Origin of the sequence: Hyalangium ruber (genome assembly GCF_034259325.1) — a bacterium.
In the GTDB taxonomy this organism is placed as follows: Bacteria; Myxococcota; Myxococcia; order Myxococcales; family Myxococcaceae; genus Hyalangium_A; species Hyalangium_A rubrum.
In genome coordinates, this window is record NZ_JAXIVS010000014.1 from 237,753 (window position 1) to 251,079 (window position 13,327).

12 protein-coding genes are annotated in these 13,327 nt (G+C 70.3%); 9 read left to right on the top strand and 3 right to left on the bottom strand.

The window, feature by feature from the left end; genetic code table 11:
• Positions 1-141: 141 nt before the first annotated feature.
• Complete coding sequence (gene tkt, locus SYV04_RS33665; RefSeq protein WP_321550096.1) at positions 142-2,196, bottom strand: transketolase; 2,055 nt, start codon at positions 2,194-2,196, stop codon at positions 142-144.
• Between the two features lie 217 nt (positions 2,197-2,413).
• Between tkt and SYV04_RS33670 the strand changes: the two genes are divergently transcribed.
• From SYV04_RS33670 to SYV04_RS33685, 4 genes are all read left to right on the top strand, one after another.
• Entirely contained in the window at positions 2,414-2,554 is a 141-nt protein-coding gene (locus SYV04_RS33670) for a hypothetical protein (protein ID WP_321550097.1), read from the top strand.
• 403 nt (positions 2,555-2,957) lie between these two features.
• Positions 2,958-3,500 (top strand): cell wall protein, encoded by a 543-nt coding sequence (locus SYV04_RS33675; protein ID WP_321550098.1) that lies wholly within the window; start codon positions 2,958-2,960, stop codon positions 3,498-3,500.
• A 124-nt stretch (positions 3,501-3,624) separates the two neighbouring features.
• Entirely contained in the window at positions 3,625-5,766 is a 2,142-nt protein-coding gene (locus tag SYV04_RS33680) for a hybrid sensor histidine kinase/response regulator (protein WP_321550099.1), read from the top strand.
• A 108-nt stretch (positions 5,767-5,874) separates the two neighbouring features.
• Positions 5,875-6,399 carry a hypothetical protein gene (locus SYV04_RS33685; protein WP_321550100.1) on the top strand — a complete coding sequence of 175 codons (525 nt, stop codon included), beginning with the start codon at positions 5,875-5,877 and terminating at the stop codon, positions 6,397-6,399.
• 8 nt (positions 6,400-6,407) lie between these two features.
• Here SYV04_RS33685 and SYV04_RS33690 read toward each other — a convergent pair whose 3' ends face one another.
• Entirely contained in the window at positions 6,408-8,117 is a 1,710-nt protein-coding gene (locus SYV04_RS33690; protein ID WP_321550101.1) for an MASE1 domain-containing protein, read from the bottom strand.
• 125 nt (positions 8,118-8,242) lie between these two features.
• Here SYV04_RS33690 and SYV04_RS33695 point away from each other — a divergent pair, with 125 nt between their 5' ends.
• From SYV04_RS33695 to SYV04_RS33705, 3 genes are read left to right on the top strand one after another with little or no spacing between them, the layout of a single operon-like run.
• The gene (locus SYV04_RS33695; RefSeq protein WP_321550102.1) at positions 8,243-8,704 is read left to right on the top strand and encodes a hypothetical protein; all 462 of its coding nucleotides are present in this window, start codon (positions 8,243-8,245) and stop codon (positions 8,702-8,704) included.
• Positions 8,701-9,873 carry a serine hydrolase domain-containing protein gene (locus tag SYV04_RS33700; RefSeq protein ID WP_321550103.1) on the top strand — a complete coding sequence of 391 codons (1,173 nt, stop codon included), beginning with the start codon at positions 8,701-8,703 and terminating at the stop codon, positions 9,871-9,873. The genes SYV04_RS33695 and SYV04_RS33700 overlap by 4 nt, the downstream gene beginning before the upstream one ends.
• Positions 9,870-10,178: a hypothetical protein gene (locus tag SYV04_RS33705; protein ID WP_321550104.1), complete on the top strand. Its 309-nt coding sequence runs from the start codon at positions 9,870-9,872 to the stop codon at positions 10,176-10,178. Before SYV04_RS33700 ends, SYV04_RS33705 begins: the two co-directional genes overlap by 4 nt.
• Positions 10,179-10,188: 10 nt before the next feature.
• Here SYV04_RS33705 and SYV04_RS33710 read toward each other — a convergent pair whose 3' ends face one another.
• Positions 10,189-11,988 (bottom strand): sigma 54-interacting transcriptional regulator, encoded by a 1,800-nt coding sequence (locus SYV04_RS33710; RefSeq protein WP_321550105.1) that lies wholly within the window; start codon positions 11,986-11,988, stop codon positions 10,189-10,191.
• 227 nt (positions 11,989-12,215) lie between these two features.
• Between SYV04_RS33710 and SYV04_RS33715 the strand changes: the two genes are divergently transcribed.
• Complete coding sequence (locus tag SYV04_RS33715) at positions 12,216-12,839, top strand: DUF2378 family protein (protein ID WP_321550106.1); 624 nt, start codon at positions 12,216-12,218, stop codon at positions 12,837-12,839.
• A 95-nt stretch (positions 12,840-12,934) separates the two neighbouring features.
• Positions 12,935-13,165, top strand: a complete 231-nt coding sequence (locus tag SYV04_RS33720) for a hypothetical protein (protein ID WP_321550107.1) — start codon at positions 12,935-12,937, stop codon at positions 13,163-13,165.
• The last annotated feature ends 162 nt before the right edge of the window (positions 13,166-13,327 follow it).

The following is a 13,327-nucleotide window of genomic DNA, read 5'->3' on the forward strand; positions in this document are numbered from 1 at the left end:
AGTAAAAGGAGCCCGTGAGTCCAGGGAGAGCGGGACGGCCGGCGCGGGAGGACCCGTCCGCTGACGGGGGGCCCCGCGCCGAGACGAGGGACCCGCGACCTGCGTCCCCCATCCGTGAGCCCGTCTTCCAATCCGTGTCACCTACTTCCGTGCCTTGGCGATCGTCTCCTTGGCCACCTTCACCACGTTGTCCACGGTGAAGCCGAACTTCTGAAGCAGGTTCTTGAGCGGAGCGGATGCGCCGAAGGTGCGCATTCCCACGACGGAGCCGCGCAGACCCACCCAGCGCTCCCAGCCGAACGCGGCGGCCTGCTCCACCGCCACGCGAGCGCTCACGGAAGGAGGAAGCACCGAGTCCTTGTAGGCCTCGTCCTGCTGCTCGAACAGCTCCCACGAGGGCATGCTCACCACGCGCGCCTTCACCCCTTCGGCCTTGAGCTGATCATAAGCGGCGAGGCACAAGGATACCTCGCTGCCGGTGCCGATGAGGACGACCTCCGGAGCCCCCTCGCTGTCGGCGAGCACGTAGGCGCCCTTGGCCAACCCCGAGGCGGGCGCGTACTTGGTGCGGTCCAGCGTGGGCACCGCCTGGCGCGTGAGCACCAGCGCCACCGGGTGGTGCTTCTGCCGAGCGATGACGCGCCAGGCCTCGGTCACCTCGTTGGCGTCCGCGGGCCGCAGCACGATGAGGCCCGGAATCGAGCGCAGACCCGAGAGCTGTTCCACGGGCTGGTGCGTGGGCCCGTCCTCGCCCAGGCCGATGGAGTCATGGGTGAAGATGTGGATGGAGGGGACCTCCATGATGGCCGACAGGCGGATGGCCGGGCGCTCGTAGTCGCTGAAGATGAGGAAGGTGGCGCCGTAGCCGCGCAGCTTGCTCAGCGACAGCCCGTTCACGATGGAGCCCATCGCATGCTCGCGCACGCCGAAGTGGATGTTGCGCCCGGAGTGCTCCCCCGGCTTCATCGGCCCGGACAGGCTCAGGTACGTCTTGGTGGACGGGTTGAGGTCCGCCGAGCCACCCACCAGGAACGGGTGGTGCTTGGCCAGCGCGTTGAGCACCTTGCCGCTCGACTCGCGCGTGGCCACGCCCTTGGCATCCGCCGGGAAGCTGGGCAGCTCCGCGTCCCAGCCCTCCGGAGCCTCGCGCCGCTGCAGGCGCTCGAGCTGATCCGCCAGCGCCGGGTGTGCCTTGCGATACTCCGCGAGCGACTTCTCCCACGCCTCGCGAAGCTGCTTGCCCCGCGCGCCCATCCGCTCCTGGAAGCGCTCGCGCACACCGTCGGGCACCAGGAACTGCGAATCCTCGGGCCAGCCATAGTTCCGCTTGGCGCCCTTGAGCTCCTCGGCCCCCAGCGGCTCGCCGTGCGCGCTGGCGGTGCCCTCCTTTTTGGGCGCGCCGTAGCCAATCCGGCTGGTGACGATGATCAACGTGGGCTTGCCGCGCTGCTCCTTGAAGGTGCGGTACGCCTGCCCCAGCTCCTCCAGGTTGTTCGCGTCGGCCACGCGCAGCACGCGCCAGCCATACGCCTCGAAGCGCCGGCCCACGTCCTCGGTGAAGGCCAGGTCCGTGCTGCCATCGATGGAGATGCGGTTGGCGTCGTAGATCCAGCACAGGTTGGGCAGCTGCAGGTGCCCGGCGATGGAGGCGGCCTCGCTGGCCACGCCCTCCATCAAGTCTCCGTCACCGCACAGGGCCCACACGTCGTAGTCGAACAGGGTGAAGCCCGGCCGGTTGAAGTAGCCCGCCAGCCACCGCGAGGCGATGGCCATACCCACGCTGTTGGACACGCCCTGGCCCAGCGGTCCGGTGGTGGTCTCCACGCCGCTGGTCCACCGGTACTCGGGGTGGCCCGGAGTGACGCTGTCGAGCTGGCGGAACTTCTGGAGGTCCTCCATCGAAATGGCGGGTACCTCCTCCACGCGGTAGTCGCGGGTGACGCGCTTCACCCCGGCCAGGTGTAGCAGCCCGTACAGCAGCATGGAGGCGTGGCCATTGGAGAGGATGAACCGGTCGCGGTTGGGCCAGATGGGCTGCGCGGGGTCATAGCGCAGCTCCTGCTGCCACAACTGGTACGCCACGGGCGCCAGCGCCATGGGCGCGCCTGGGTGGCCCGAGTGGGCCTTCTCCACCGCATCGATGGCGAGGGTGCGGAGGGTGTTGATGCACTGCGTGTCCCGCGTGTCAGTCGTCATGGGTAGGAGTTCCTCGTCTGGCCCGTGCGTGGAGCGCACCATGCCGCAAGCGCGGCCCGAGCGCCGCACCAAACGCATGGAACCCAAGGCGTGGGGTGGGATGTCAGACCGGCTGCGTACACTTTCGCGACGAAATAGCCGGGGGGCTCGTTCGTTTCAGGAACGGGGCGGCTACTTCGTCGGAGTCGACGCTCTTTAGGGTCATGGGGTGGGAGTCATGGGGCATCTCTTCGTTCCTGCGGCGCTGGTGTTGTGGGTGGCGGTGGCGGTGGTGCGCATGTGGGCGACACCGCAGGTGCCTCCAACACCCGCTCCGGCGCCGCAGGAGCGTCAGTCACAGCAGCAGAACGAGCGCTGAAGCGGTTTCCCGAGGCAGCGCCTTCTCGGTCAGCAAGAAAGCACGGCCCCGGACACATGCGTCCGGCGGGTCTCAGGGCCTTGTCTGGCCATTTCAGGAACGAAGAAAAGGGCCCGTCAGGGCTGGCGGATATGGATTCAACAGGGGGGTTGGCGATGGTTCATCTGTTCATTCCCGCGGTGCTGGTGCTGTGGGTGGCGTGGGTGGTTCCGCGCTCCCGGCGGCGCAACCGTCGGTTCAAGGTCATCCGCGCTCGGTAGAAGCGCGCGGACTGGACGTAAACCAGGCCTCGGGGGTTTCCCCCCGGGGCCTTTTTTCTGACTCGGAGTGAAGCAGGGCTCACCACATCCGCGAGCAGCGGTGATATGTGCGGTGTATGTCATTCGAGAAAGCCCTCCGAGAGATGATTCAGCGTGAGCTGCAGCTCGCGCTCGCCCCGCTCCAGAAGTCCACCGGCCGGTTGGAGCGAGGGGTGGAGTCCCTCGGGGAGATCCGCCGCGTCACGGGCCAGCTCAAGCCCCTGCTCGGGCAGCAAGGCAGGATGGTGGCGCTCCAGCACGCGCAGGCCGTCGAGGCTCCCGCGCGCAAGGTCAAGGCGCCCGCCGCGAAGGCTCCGGTCGCGGCGCCTCCGGCGAAGAAGCGCGGCCGTCCCGCCCGTAGCACCGGTGCCCAGGCCTGCGCGGTGATCGGCTGCAAGCGGCCGGCGCGCTCCAAGGGGTACTGCTCGGCGCACTACCAGAAGCTGCGCCTGCTGGTGCGCACCAACCGCCGCCCGGCGGATTGGAAGGACGATGCCGCGCCCCAGTCCGCGCGCGAGGTGAAGCTGCCTCGGGGCCGCGCCGCCGCCCGTGAGCGCACGCCCGAGCCGGCCAAGCCGCGCGAGGCGCCCAAGCCCAAGGCCTGGGTGCGCAAGAAGGGCTCTCCGGGCATGGTCTCGCTGCACTAAGCCGCCCGCCTCCTTCCTGAGAGGGCAGGCGTGTTCACTCCAGAGCGAGGCCCTCGCCCCGGCGGCCCGGCGGCCCCACGCTGGTGTAACAAGAAGCGGGGCGGGGGACTGCGTGGAGGCCGTGGTGCTGGAGGAGAACGTCGCACCCCAAGCCGGCATCCTGCTGGTGGATGACCATCCCGCCAACCTCGTGGCGCTGGAGGCCGTGCTCGGCCCCCTCGGCGAGCGGCTGGTGAAGGCGGGCTCGGGGGAAGAGGCGCTGCGGTGCCTGTTGTCCGAGGACTTCTCCCTCATCCTGCTGGATGTGCAGATGCCGGGGCTGGATGGCTTCGAGACGGCCCAGCTGATCAAGGCCCGCGAGCGCACGCGCCACATTCCGCTGCTGTTCCTCACCGCCATCCACCGGGACGAGCAGTACATGCTGCGCGGCTACACGCTCGGGGCGGTGGACTACATGGTGAAGCCCTTCCCGCCGGAGGTGCTGCGCGCAAAGGTGAAGTCGCTGCTGGAGATGCACCGCCAGGGGCAGGCGCACTGGCGGTCGGAGGCAGTGCCGCCGCAACCCGCCGAGGAGGCCACCGCTCGGGGTACACAGGCCGAGGCGGTGCGGGGCCGGGAGTGGGAGCAGACGCGGGCCCAGAAGAGCGAGGTGATGCGGCTGATCACCGAGCAGGCCCCCTCGGCCCTCTTCGTCGTGGATGAGCAGGGCCATGCCTCCTTCATGAACCCCGCGGCGGAGCGGATGACGGGCTGGAGCTTGGAGGAGCTCCAGGGGCGGACGCTGCATGACGTGCTCCACTCCCGCCGCGAGGATGGTACGGCCCTGCCGCGCTGCGAGTGCGTCATCCTCCAGTCCCTCGAGCGGGGCGAGCCCCTGAAGGAGCACTCGGACGTCTTCCTGCGCCGGGATGGGAGCTTCTTCCCCGTGCGGTGCGCGCTGGGAATGCTGGAGCGCGGGGGGAGGCGGGTGGGCGCGGTGCTGGAGGTGCAGGACGTCACCGAGCGGGGCCGGAGCGAGCAGGCGGCGGTGTTCCTGGCGAAGGCGGGCGAGGCGATGGCCTCGTCGCTGGAAGAGGAGGAGCTGCTGGAGCGGGTGGTGAAGCTGTCGGTGCCGTGGCTGGCGGACTGGTGCGCGGTGGACCTGCGGGAGGAGGAGGGCCCCCTCCGCCGGGTGGTGGTGGAGCACCGTGAGCCGGCGAAGGCGGCCCTGGTGGAGGAGTTGGCTCGGCGCTACCCCATTCGCGAGACGGATGCGGTGGGGGTGGGCTGGGTGGTGCGCACGGGCGAGCCGGTGTGGAGCTCCGAGATGCCCGAGGCGCTGCGGGACCGGGTGGCGCGGGACGCGGGGCAACTGGAGCTGCTGCGGCAACTGGCCATCTGTTCCTACATCATCGTCCCGCTCAAGGCCTGGGGGCGGACGCTGGGCGCGCTGACGTTGTGCATGGCGGAGAGCCGGCGCCGCTACACGGCGGCGGACGTGCCGCTGGCGATGGACCTGGCGCGGCGGGTGGGGCAGGCGGTGGACAACGCGCAGCTGTTCCGCCAGGCGCAGGAGGCCATCCGCGTGCGGGACGAGTTCCTCTCGGTGGCCTCGCACGAGCTGAAGACGCCGCTCACGCCGCTGTCGCTGCGGCTGCAGGGGTTGCTGCGCGAGGTGGCCTCGCGGCCGGAGTCCCTGCAAGAGCAGCGGGTGGTGGCCAGCGTGGAGGCGGCGCGCCGGCAGGTGAAGCGGCTGTCGGACCTGGTCAACGGGCTGCTGGACGTGACACGGATTACGACGGGGCGGTTGACGCTGGAGCTGGAGCGGGTGGACCTGGCGGCGCTGGTGCGCGAGGTGGCCTCGCGCTTCCGGGAGGAGGCGGAGCGGGCGAAGTGCGAACTGGAGGTCCGCGCCGAGGGCCCGGTCGAGGGCCGGTGGGACCGGATGCGGCTGGAGCAGGTGGTGACGAGCCTGCTGAGCAACGCGCTGAAGTACGGGGCGGGCCGGCCGGTGCGCGTGGAGGTGGTCGCCGAGGGCGGAGTGGCGCGCCTGGTGGTGCGGGACGAGGGTATTGGCATTGCCCCGGAGCACCTGTCGCGCATCTTCGGGCGCTTCGAGCGGGCGGTGAGCGACCGGCACTACGGGGGCTTGGGGCTGGGGCTCTACTTCTGCCAGCAGATCGCCGAGGCGCTGGGCGGCAGGGTGGTGGCCCAGAGCGAGCCGGGGGCGGGGGCGACGTTCACGGTGGAGGTGCCGTGCGAGGGGCCCGGGGCTCCGGAGGAGTAGCCGGGCTCATGAGCCTGTCAGGCCGGGCAGCGGACGCGGGGGTTCCAAGCCAACACGGCAGGTTGCGCGGCCGTTGACAGACCTGCCGGGGGATGGGATTCGGGCGGCATGAGCGAGCAAGGCTATCCGGTGACCGTGGCGGTACGGCGCCCCGATGGGCGCGTGGAGCAGGTGCGAGTCGGCACAGCGTATAAGAGCGGTGACGGCTTCACGCTGAGCATGGGAGAGCTCTCCATTGGTGGCACGCCCGAGGCGGCCCCGGCTCCCGCGGCGCGTCGGGCCGCGAGTGGGGCAAGCGCCAGCAGCGGCGGTGGGGGCGGCGGCGGCGGCGGCGGCGAGGTGTTCCCCAACTACGGCCGCAGCAAGGGCGGCCCCATCCGCGGCGCGACGATGCAGGACCTGGAGTACTACGCCAACGGCGCGAGGCGCTCGCTGGGGGACCCGAGCAAGTCGCGCTGGCACGACAAGGAGCGCGCGCTGCTGGCGTCCATCGAGGCGGAGATTGCCCGCCAGCGCGGTGGCGGCGGCGGTGGTGGGGGTGAAGAGGACTACGGCGGCGGCGGTGGCGGCAGTGGCGGCATGGGCGACAACGAGCCGCCTCCGCACTCGGACGACGACAACATCCCCTTCTGAGCCCGGGTTCACCCCGCCGCGAGCTGAGGGCGCGAGGGTGCGGCGCAGGGCAGGGACAGGGTGAAGGTGGTGCCCTGGTCCCGGGCGCTGTGTACCTGCACGGTGCCCTGGTGGCTCTCGATGATGCGCCGGACGATGGGCAGCCCGAGTCCGGTGCCGGTGGCGCGCGTGGTGAAGAACGGCTCGAAGATGCGCGCCTGGACTTCGGGGAGCATGCCCGGGCCCGTGTCGGAGATGGAGAGCTGGAGGCGCCCGGCGCCCGCGTACACCTCGGCCGAGAGCTTCACGGTGAGGGTGCCTGCCTCGGGCATGGCCTGCAGGGCATTGGTGAAGAGGTTGGTGAGGGCGACGTGGAGCAATTGCGTGTCCACCAGCGCCAGGGGGAGCCCGGCGGCCACCTCTCGCCGCACCTTCACCCGCTCCTCGCTGCGCTGAGCCCGGAGCGCCGCGCTCAGGGCACCCTCCACCAATAGGTCCAGCGGCTCGGGCCGGGGGCGGGGCTTCACCGGGCGCGCGAAGTCCAACAGCCCATGCACCAGCTCATCCAACCGGTGGACCTCCTCGGTGACGATGTCGAGCAGCGAGGACTCCTCGGGGTTCGGCTTGCCACCGAGCAGGTGGCGCAGGGCGGACACGCAGTTGGCGATGACGGCCAGGGGGTTGCGCACCTCGTGGGCCACGGTGGCGGACAGCTCGCCGAGCGCGGCCAGGCGCTCGCGCTCCACCAGCTCCGCCTGGGTCTTGGCCAGCACCTCCAGGGAGTGGCGCAGCTCCTCGTTGAGCGCGCACACCTCGAGCTGGGCGCGGCGCCGCTCGCCGAGCGCGGCCGACAGCAGCAACCCCGAGAGGCTGGCGGTGCCGAGGAAGGACTGGAGGAAGGCCAGGTAGTGCGAGGAGGCGACCGCGGCGAGCGTGGCGAAGGGGCCCCAACCCTGGGAGGTGTGCCAGATGGCGATGAGCGAGAGCAGCATGGTGGCCGCGCTGGCGCCTCGGGCCTCGAAGCGCACGGCGGCCCAGAAGATGAACGGGAAGGCGAGGTAGCCCAGCGGGTGGAAGACGCTGCCGGTGGGACCTGGCAGGCCGCCGAAGACGAGATGCGTGGCCACGCTCAGGGCGACCAGGAGCGCGACCAGCTCCGCCACGCGCCATCGGCTCCAGCCCTCGAGGCCGCGCCTCCAGGAGAGCAAGAGCGGCGTCACCACCAGCACGCCCATCGCATCCCCCAGCCAGAACACCCGCCAGTGGTACCCGTAGGTGTCCCAGGAGGATTCACCCAGGAAGGTGAGCGCGGTGAGGGAGAGTGTCGCATTGAGCGCGGGGCTGAGCAGCGCGCACAGCACGAGCAGCCCGAGCAAGTCTCTCACCCGGTGCGGCTCGGGCTGGGGGCCGGCGAAGCGGCGCAGGAGCAGGGCGCCGATGAGGGACTCCAGGGCGTTGCTGCTGGCGACGATGAGGTTGGAGAGCCTCCAGGGGTGCTCGGGCAGGAAGACGGGCGGCTCCAGGAGGATGGCGGCGAGCAGCAGGGCCGGCCAGTGCCGCCGGGGCGACAGCAGCAGCGAGGCGAGCAGGACGCCACTGGGCAGCCACACGGAGGTGGGCTGATCCACCTCGGCGCTGAAGAAGCGCCCGAGCCGCACCGCGGCGGCATACAGCACGGCGAAGAGAGCCAGCCGGGCCAGCGGATGCCAGCGTGGGAAGGCGGATTCGGTTGATGTCACAAACCCCCCCACGGCTGCCGCGAGTGGTGCGCGTTGGGAGAGAGGCTCCTCTCTTCGCGCGGTCCCACGCCCGGGAAGAATGACACGGAGAGGGCCGCTGCCGGAAGGTGGTAAGAGGGTGCTTCATGTCTCAGACGCAACGCGCGAGGCCTTCGGACTACGAGCCACTCAGGGGTGCGGTGTTCGAGTCAGGGGTGCGGCCTTCACGGCGAGTGGGCGCCGTGTTCGCCGTAGGGGTGGCCGCGGCGCTGGTGACGGTGCCCTTGGCGCTGGGGTTGGGCATCTGGGTGGGCTCGCTCTCCTCCAAAACTTTGGTGGCGGCGCCGTCGGCGCTGCTCGGGGTGTGGGTGCTGCCGCCACTGGCAGTGGTGGCCGCGGAGGCCTGGCAGGGCCGTCGCCAGGAGTCGGGGCGCACCCGGGTGGGAGTCCCCCTCGCGGCGGCGCTCGGGGTGCAGCTCTTGGTGCTGATGGGCGCGGTGCTGGTGGGAGCCTCGGCACACGTGCTGGGAGACGCGATGCTGCTGACGCTGGTGGAGGCCGTACTGCTGCCCGCGGTGGTGAGCCGAACGGTGTGGCGGGCTCCATGAAGCGGAACGCGAGCCCCATGTCCCCCGCGCCGAGCTTCCTCCTGCTGCTCGCACTGGTGCTCCTGGCGCCGGGCCAGGCGAGCGCCACCTGCCCCGAGCGCGCCAGTTGGCCCACGCGGGACTGGCCCCAGGGAGAACTGCCGGCGGGGCGTGAGCAGGCGCTGAAGGCCTTCGAGGAGTACGCCTTCACGCTCACGGGAGCCGACGCGGAGCGCAAGGGCATCCGCACAGACGGGGTGCTCATCATTCATAAGGGGCGCGTGGTGTACGAGCGCTACGCGCGAGGCTTCGACGCCAGTCGCCGTCACCTGGGCTGGTCCATGTCCAAGAGCGTCACCAACGCGCTCACGGGGCTGGCGGTGGCGCACGGGGCGCTGACGGTGGACGACTCCATCTGCAAGTACGTGAAGGCGACGAACGAGGCCGCGTGCGCCATCCAGGTTCACCACCTGCTGGAGTTCGCCTCGGGGCTGGACTGGAAGGAGGCCTACGAGAACGGGCCGCTGCAGGGCTCCTCGGTGCTGGCGATGCTCTACGGCGAGGGGCGCCGGGACATGGTGGGCTTCATCACCTCGCACCCGCTGCGGGACGCGCCGGGCACGAGCTGGGAGTACTCCTCGGGAGACACCACGCTGCTCGCGGGGGTGGTGGGCGCGGCGATGAAGCCGAAGCTGGGCGAGGGGTGGGAGTGGAAGCTGTTGATGGATCCGGTGGGAGTGCGCAGCGCGGTGTTCGAGCGGGACGGGCAGGGCGTGCTGGTGGGCTCCTCGCTGATGCACGCCACGCCGCGCGACTGGGCGAAGCTGGGGTTCCTCTTCCTCAATGACGGGTGCTGGGAAGGCCAGCGCCTGTTGCCGGAAGGGTGGGTGGCCCGGTCGGTGGCCGTCTCCGAGCCGCTGAAGCTCAAGCGCTTCGAGTGGGACCCGGGAGATGTGCAGGGCCGGCAGTTCTGGCTCAACCGCCGGGTGCCAGGAGTCCAGGAGGAGAAGCCCTGGCCAGACGTGCCCGAGGACGCCTTCGCCATGCGCGGACACTGGGGGCAGTCGGTCACCCTCATCCCCTCGATGGACCTGGTGGTGGTGCGCATGTCGGATGACCGCCAGGCAGGGGCCTTCAAGCTGAACACCTTCCTCGCGCGGGCCATCGCCCTGGTGGAGGGCACGCCATGAAGCGGGCGCTCATCCTGGGAGCCGTGCTGCCGCTGCTGGCCTCGTGCGAGAGCAAGGGCCGGCGGCCATACGACAACAATGACCTCCAGTTGGTGACGGCGTACACGGCCAAGGACGCGTGCTCGTGCCTCTTCGTCATGGAGCGGGACGAGGCCTTCTGCCACGCCTTCGTGCAGGCGAGCCCAGCCGTGGCACGCCTCCGCATCGACACCGAGAAGAAGGTGGTGCGCAGCACGGCGCTGCTGCTCTGGGGGGCCAGCGCCCGCTTCGTGGATTCGCGTCAGGGCTGCGTGCTGGAAGAGTGAGCGCGGGCGCTCAACCCTTCCACAGCCCGTGACGGCGGGCCCTTCGCCCCAGCGTCACCGGATCCATGCCCAGCGCGGTCGCCGCGCGCCGCAGCACATTGCCGTGCTGCTCCAGCGCCTCGCGGATGAGGTCGCGCTCCACCTGCTCCATGCGCGCCTTCAGCCCGCCTTCCACCGAATTGCCGGCCGGGCGCAGGTTGGCGACCAGCGCCGGAGGCAGCAGCCGCCGCGTCACCATCTCTCCCGGCTGGGACAGCAGCACCGCGCGCTCCATCACGTTGCGCAGCTCGCGCGCGTTGCCCGGCCACACATAGCCGAGCAGCGCCTCCTCGGCGTCCGGGGCGATGCCGCTCGCCGAGCGCTTCAGCGTCCGGTTGAACATCTCCAGGAAGTGCCGCGCCAGCGAGAGGATGTCATCGGCGCGCTCGCGCAGCGGCGGAATGTCGATGGTGAAGCTGTTGAGCCGGTAGAAGAGGTCCGCCCGGAACCGCCCGGCGCGCACCTCCTGGGCGAGGTCCCGGTTGCTCGCCGCCACCACGCGCACGTCCACGTGGCGCACCTGGGTGCCGCCCACCGGCCGCACATCCCCGCCCTCCAGCACGCGCAGCAGCTTGGCCTGGAGGTTGGGCGTGGTGTTTTCGATTTCATCCAGGAAGATGGTGCCGCCGTCGGCCAGTACGAACAGGCCCGGGTGGTCGGCCACCGCGCCGGTGAAGGCACCCTTCACGTGACCGAACAGCTCGCTCTCCAGCAGCGTCTCGGTCAGCGCGCCGCAGTCCTGCACCACCAGCGGCACGTCCCCGCGGCCACTCATCCGGTGGATGATGCGCGCCAGCACCTCCTTGCCCGTGCCCGTCTCGCCCTGCAGCAGCACCGCCACCCGGTGGGGGGCCGCCACGCGCACCAACTCCATCACCCGGTGCATCGCCGGGCTGGAGAAGCCCGGCCCCTCGCTCCCCGACGGCGCCGGCGTCGCGGGCCCGCTGGTGAGCGCCCGTTCGCGCAGCAGGTTGCGCTCCAGCTCCAGCCCCATGCGCCGCTGCTCCGTGCGCACCCCGTACTCGCGCCCCGCGTCCAGCACGGCCTGCCGTACCATCTCCTCGTCCGGCGCGGGCCCCAGCGCGCGAAAGAGGCTGCCCGAGTTGAACAGGCCGATCAGCCGCTCCGGCGGCGCGGGCGCGCAGTAGACGATGCGCGCCGCCATGTCGCTCGGAGGCGTAGTGCCCGTGGTGTCCACCTCGTCCATGCGCCGCGCCGACAACTGCTCCACCAGCGCCAGCGCCTGCACCTCGTCCCACCCGGCCACCAGCAGCACGCCCACGTCTCCGCGCGTGAGCAGCGCCTGCACCTCCAGGGGCGTCTGCGCGAAGCCCAGCCGCGCGTGCCCCTCCAGCGCCGCGCGGATGATGCGCATCTGCGAGTCGGCCGCGTAGGCCACCGCCACATGCAGCGCGCTCTCCAGCAGGTAGCGCACCAGCGTGACACGGTCGGAGCCCTCGAAGGCCCGGAACGCCACGCCCAGCGCCGTCACCGTCTCGCCCTCGGCCCCTTCCGTGTCGTGCCGCCAGCGCACCTCGCCCCGCACCCGGATGCGCACGTGCGAGTCCGGCAGGCTGAAGGCCATCTCCAGCTCCTGCCCCTCGCGCGGGCCCTCTCCCGAGCCCCCGCGCGGCATGGCCACCAGCCCAATCCCCGTCTCGCTGATGTTGACCGACCAGCACCCATGCAATGCGGGCTGCGTCACCACCTGCACGTACAGGGGCTTGCGAGGGCTGCGATCGACGAAGCTGGAGTCGCGGGCGTGCTTCATACGTGAATCTTCATGCTTCAAAAATGAAGTATGCGCTTGTCCCGTCGGAAAATCACGCCTTGGCTGGCCTCCCATGACACAGAGGCTTCACTGCTGAAACCAGGCCGCCAGACAACCCCTTGGATTCTCAGGGGTTGGGGCATGGCCCGGATCCTGCTCTTGGGCAGGGGCAGACGGCAGCGGTCTGCGGTCCTCTTCAACAGGTCCATCCGAAAGAGCCTCCACCCATGCACGCGCAACTCGAGACGATACGGCCGGTGATGGACCTGGATGTGGAGCGACAGCTTCGCCATCGAATGGCCATGGCGGGACCCACAGATACGGTTCGCGGAATGTTCTTCAACGGGGTCCTGGACGTAGCGCAGGTGCTCGGTGGAAGCGAGGCCGTGGACCGCTGCCGTGAAGTGTCGGACGAGAAGCGCTTCATCGACTTCTTCAACTATCCAGTCTTCGACTTGCTGCGCATGACGCTGGCGGCCAGCAACCACCTGGGGCTGCGCGCGGGCGGCGCCGCCGGGGTGCTGCGGCGTCTGGGGACGCAGGGCGCCAAGGACTTCCTGGCCTCCGCGCCGGGCAAGACGATGCTGCTGCTCACGGGCAACAACCCCCGGCGCCTGCTCAACCAGCTGCCCTCCAGCTACCGCACCGCCGTGAGCTTCGGTGAGCGGCGGATGATCTGGTCGGTGGGCGAGCGCAACGGCCGGCTGGTGGTCCAGCGCGACTTCATGCCCCCTGCCTACACCAAGGGCTTCCTGCAGGGGATGTTGGAGGCGGTAGGCGCACGAAACGTAAGTGTGAGCGGGCGACCGACCGGACTGTTGGACAGTGAGTACGAGCTGACCTGGCAGTAACGCGCGGGCGAAAGAGGCATTACCCAATCGCGCGGGAACAACACGATGCCGGACTCGTTGAGAGACGGCCTGGGATGATCCCCTGGGGATGAGGGATGACGATGATGCGGCTGGATGAGGCGACGGTGCAGGCAGGCAAGGACGCGCAGCTGGTGCTGCCGCCCGAGTGCGTGTGCGGTGCGGGCTCGGCCCCGCGTCTGGCGCAGCCGGCCACGGTGCCCACCTGCTCCGAGTGCGGAGGCAGCCTCCTTCGGGCGGCCGAGTCCCCGGGCCCGGCTCGCCAGGAGCGCCGGCGCTTGCAGGAGTTCCTCAGCGCCTTCGTCTGAAGTTTCAGCCGCAAGCAGTTTTGACGTCGGGTGACGGGTTTGCCCCCCTTGGCGGAGGATTGGGGTGGGGGGCATGCCCGTCATCTTCTTTGTGGAGTGTGAGACAACCTGGGGTGGGGTGGTTCCGATAATGGAGGCGTAGCGACTGATCTCCTGGAGCCC

What these genes read in the sequence shown, in the direction of transcription:
- tkt (WP_321550096.1), bottom strand. Translation starts at nt 2,196, where the DNA reads ATGACGACTGACACGCGGGACACGCAGTGCATCAACACCCTCCGCACC.
- SYV04_RS33670 (WP_321550097.1), top strand. Translation starts at nt 2,414, where the DNA reads ATGGGGCATCTCTTCGTTCCTGCGGCGCTGGTGTTGTGGGTGGCGGTG.
- SYV04_RS33675 (WP_321550098.1), top strand. Translation starts at nt 2,958, where the DNA reads ATGATTCAGCGTGAGCTGCAGCTCGCGCTCGCCCCGCTCCAGAAGTCC.
- SYV04_RS33685 (WP_321550100.1), top strand. Translation starts at nt 5,875, where the DNA reads ATGAGCGAGCAAGGCTATCCGGTGACCGTGGCGGTACGGCGCCCCGAT.
- SYV04_RS33695 (WP_321550102.1), top strand. Translation starts at nt 8,243, where the DNA reads ATGTCTCAGACGCAACGCGCGAGGCCTTCGGACTACGAGCCACTCAGG.
- SYV04_RS33700 (WP_321550103.1), top strand. Translation starts at nt 8,701, where the DNA reads ATGAAGCGGAACGCGAGCCCCATGTCCCCCGCGCCGAGCTTCCTCCTG.
- SYV04_RS33705 (WP_321550104.1), top strand. Translation starts at nt 9,870, where the DNA reads ATGAAGCGGGCGCTCATCCTGGGAGCCGTGCTGCCGCTGCTGGCCTCG.
- SYV04_RS33710 (WP_321550105.1), bottom strand. Translation starts at nt 11,988, where the DNA reads ATGAAGCACGCCCGCGACTCCAGCTTCGTCGATCGCAGCCCTCGCAAG.
- SYV04_RS33715 (WP_321550106.1), top strand. Translation starts at nt 12,216, where the DNA reads ATGCACGCGCAACTCGAGACGATACGGCCGGTGATGGACCTGGATGTG.
- SYV04_RS33720 (WP_321550107.1), top strand. Translation starts at nt 12,935, where the DNA reads ATGACGATGATGCGGCTGGATGAGGCGACGGTGCAGGCAGGCAAGGAC.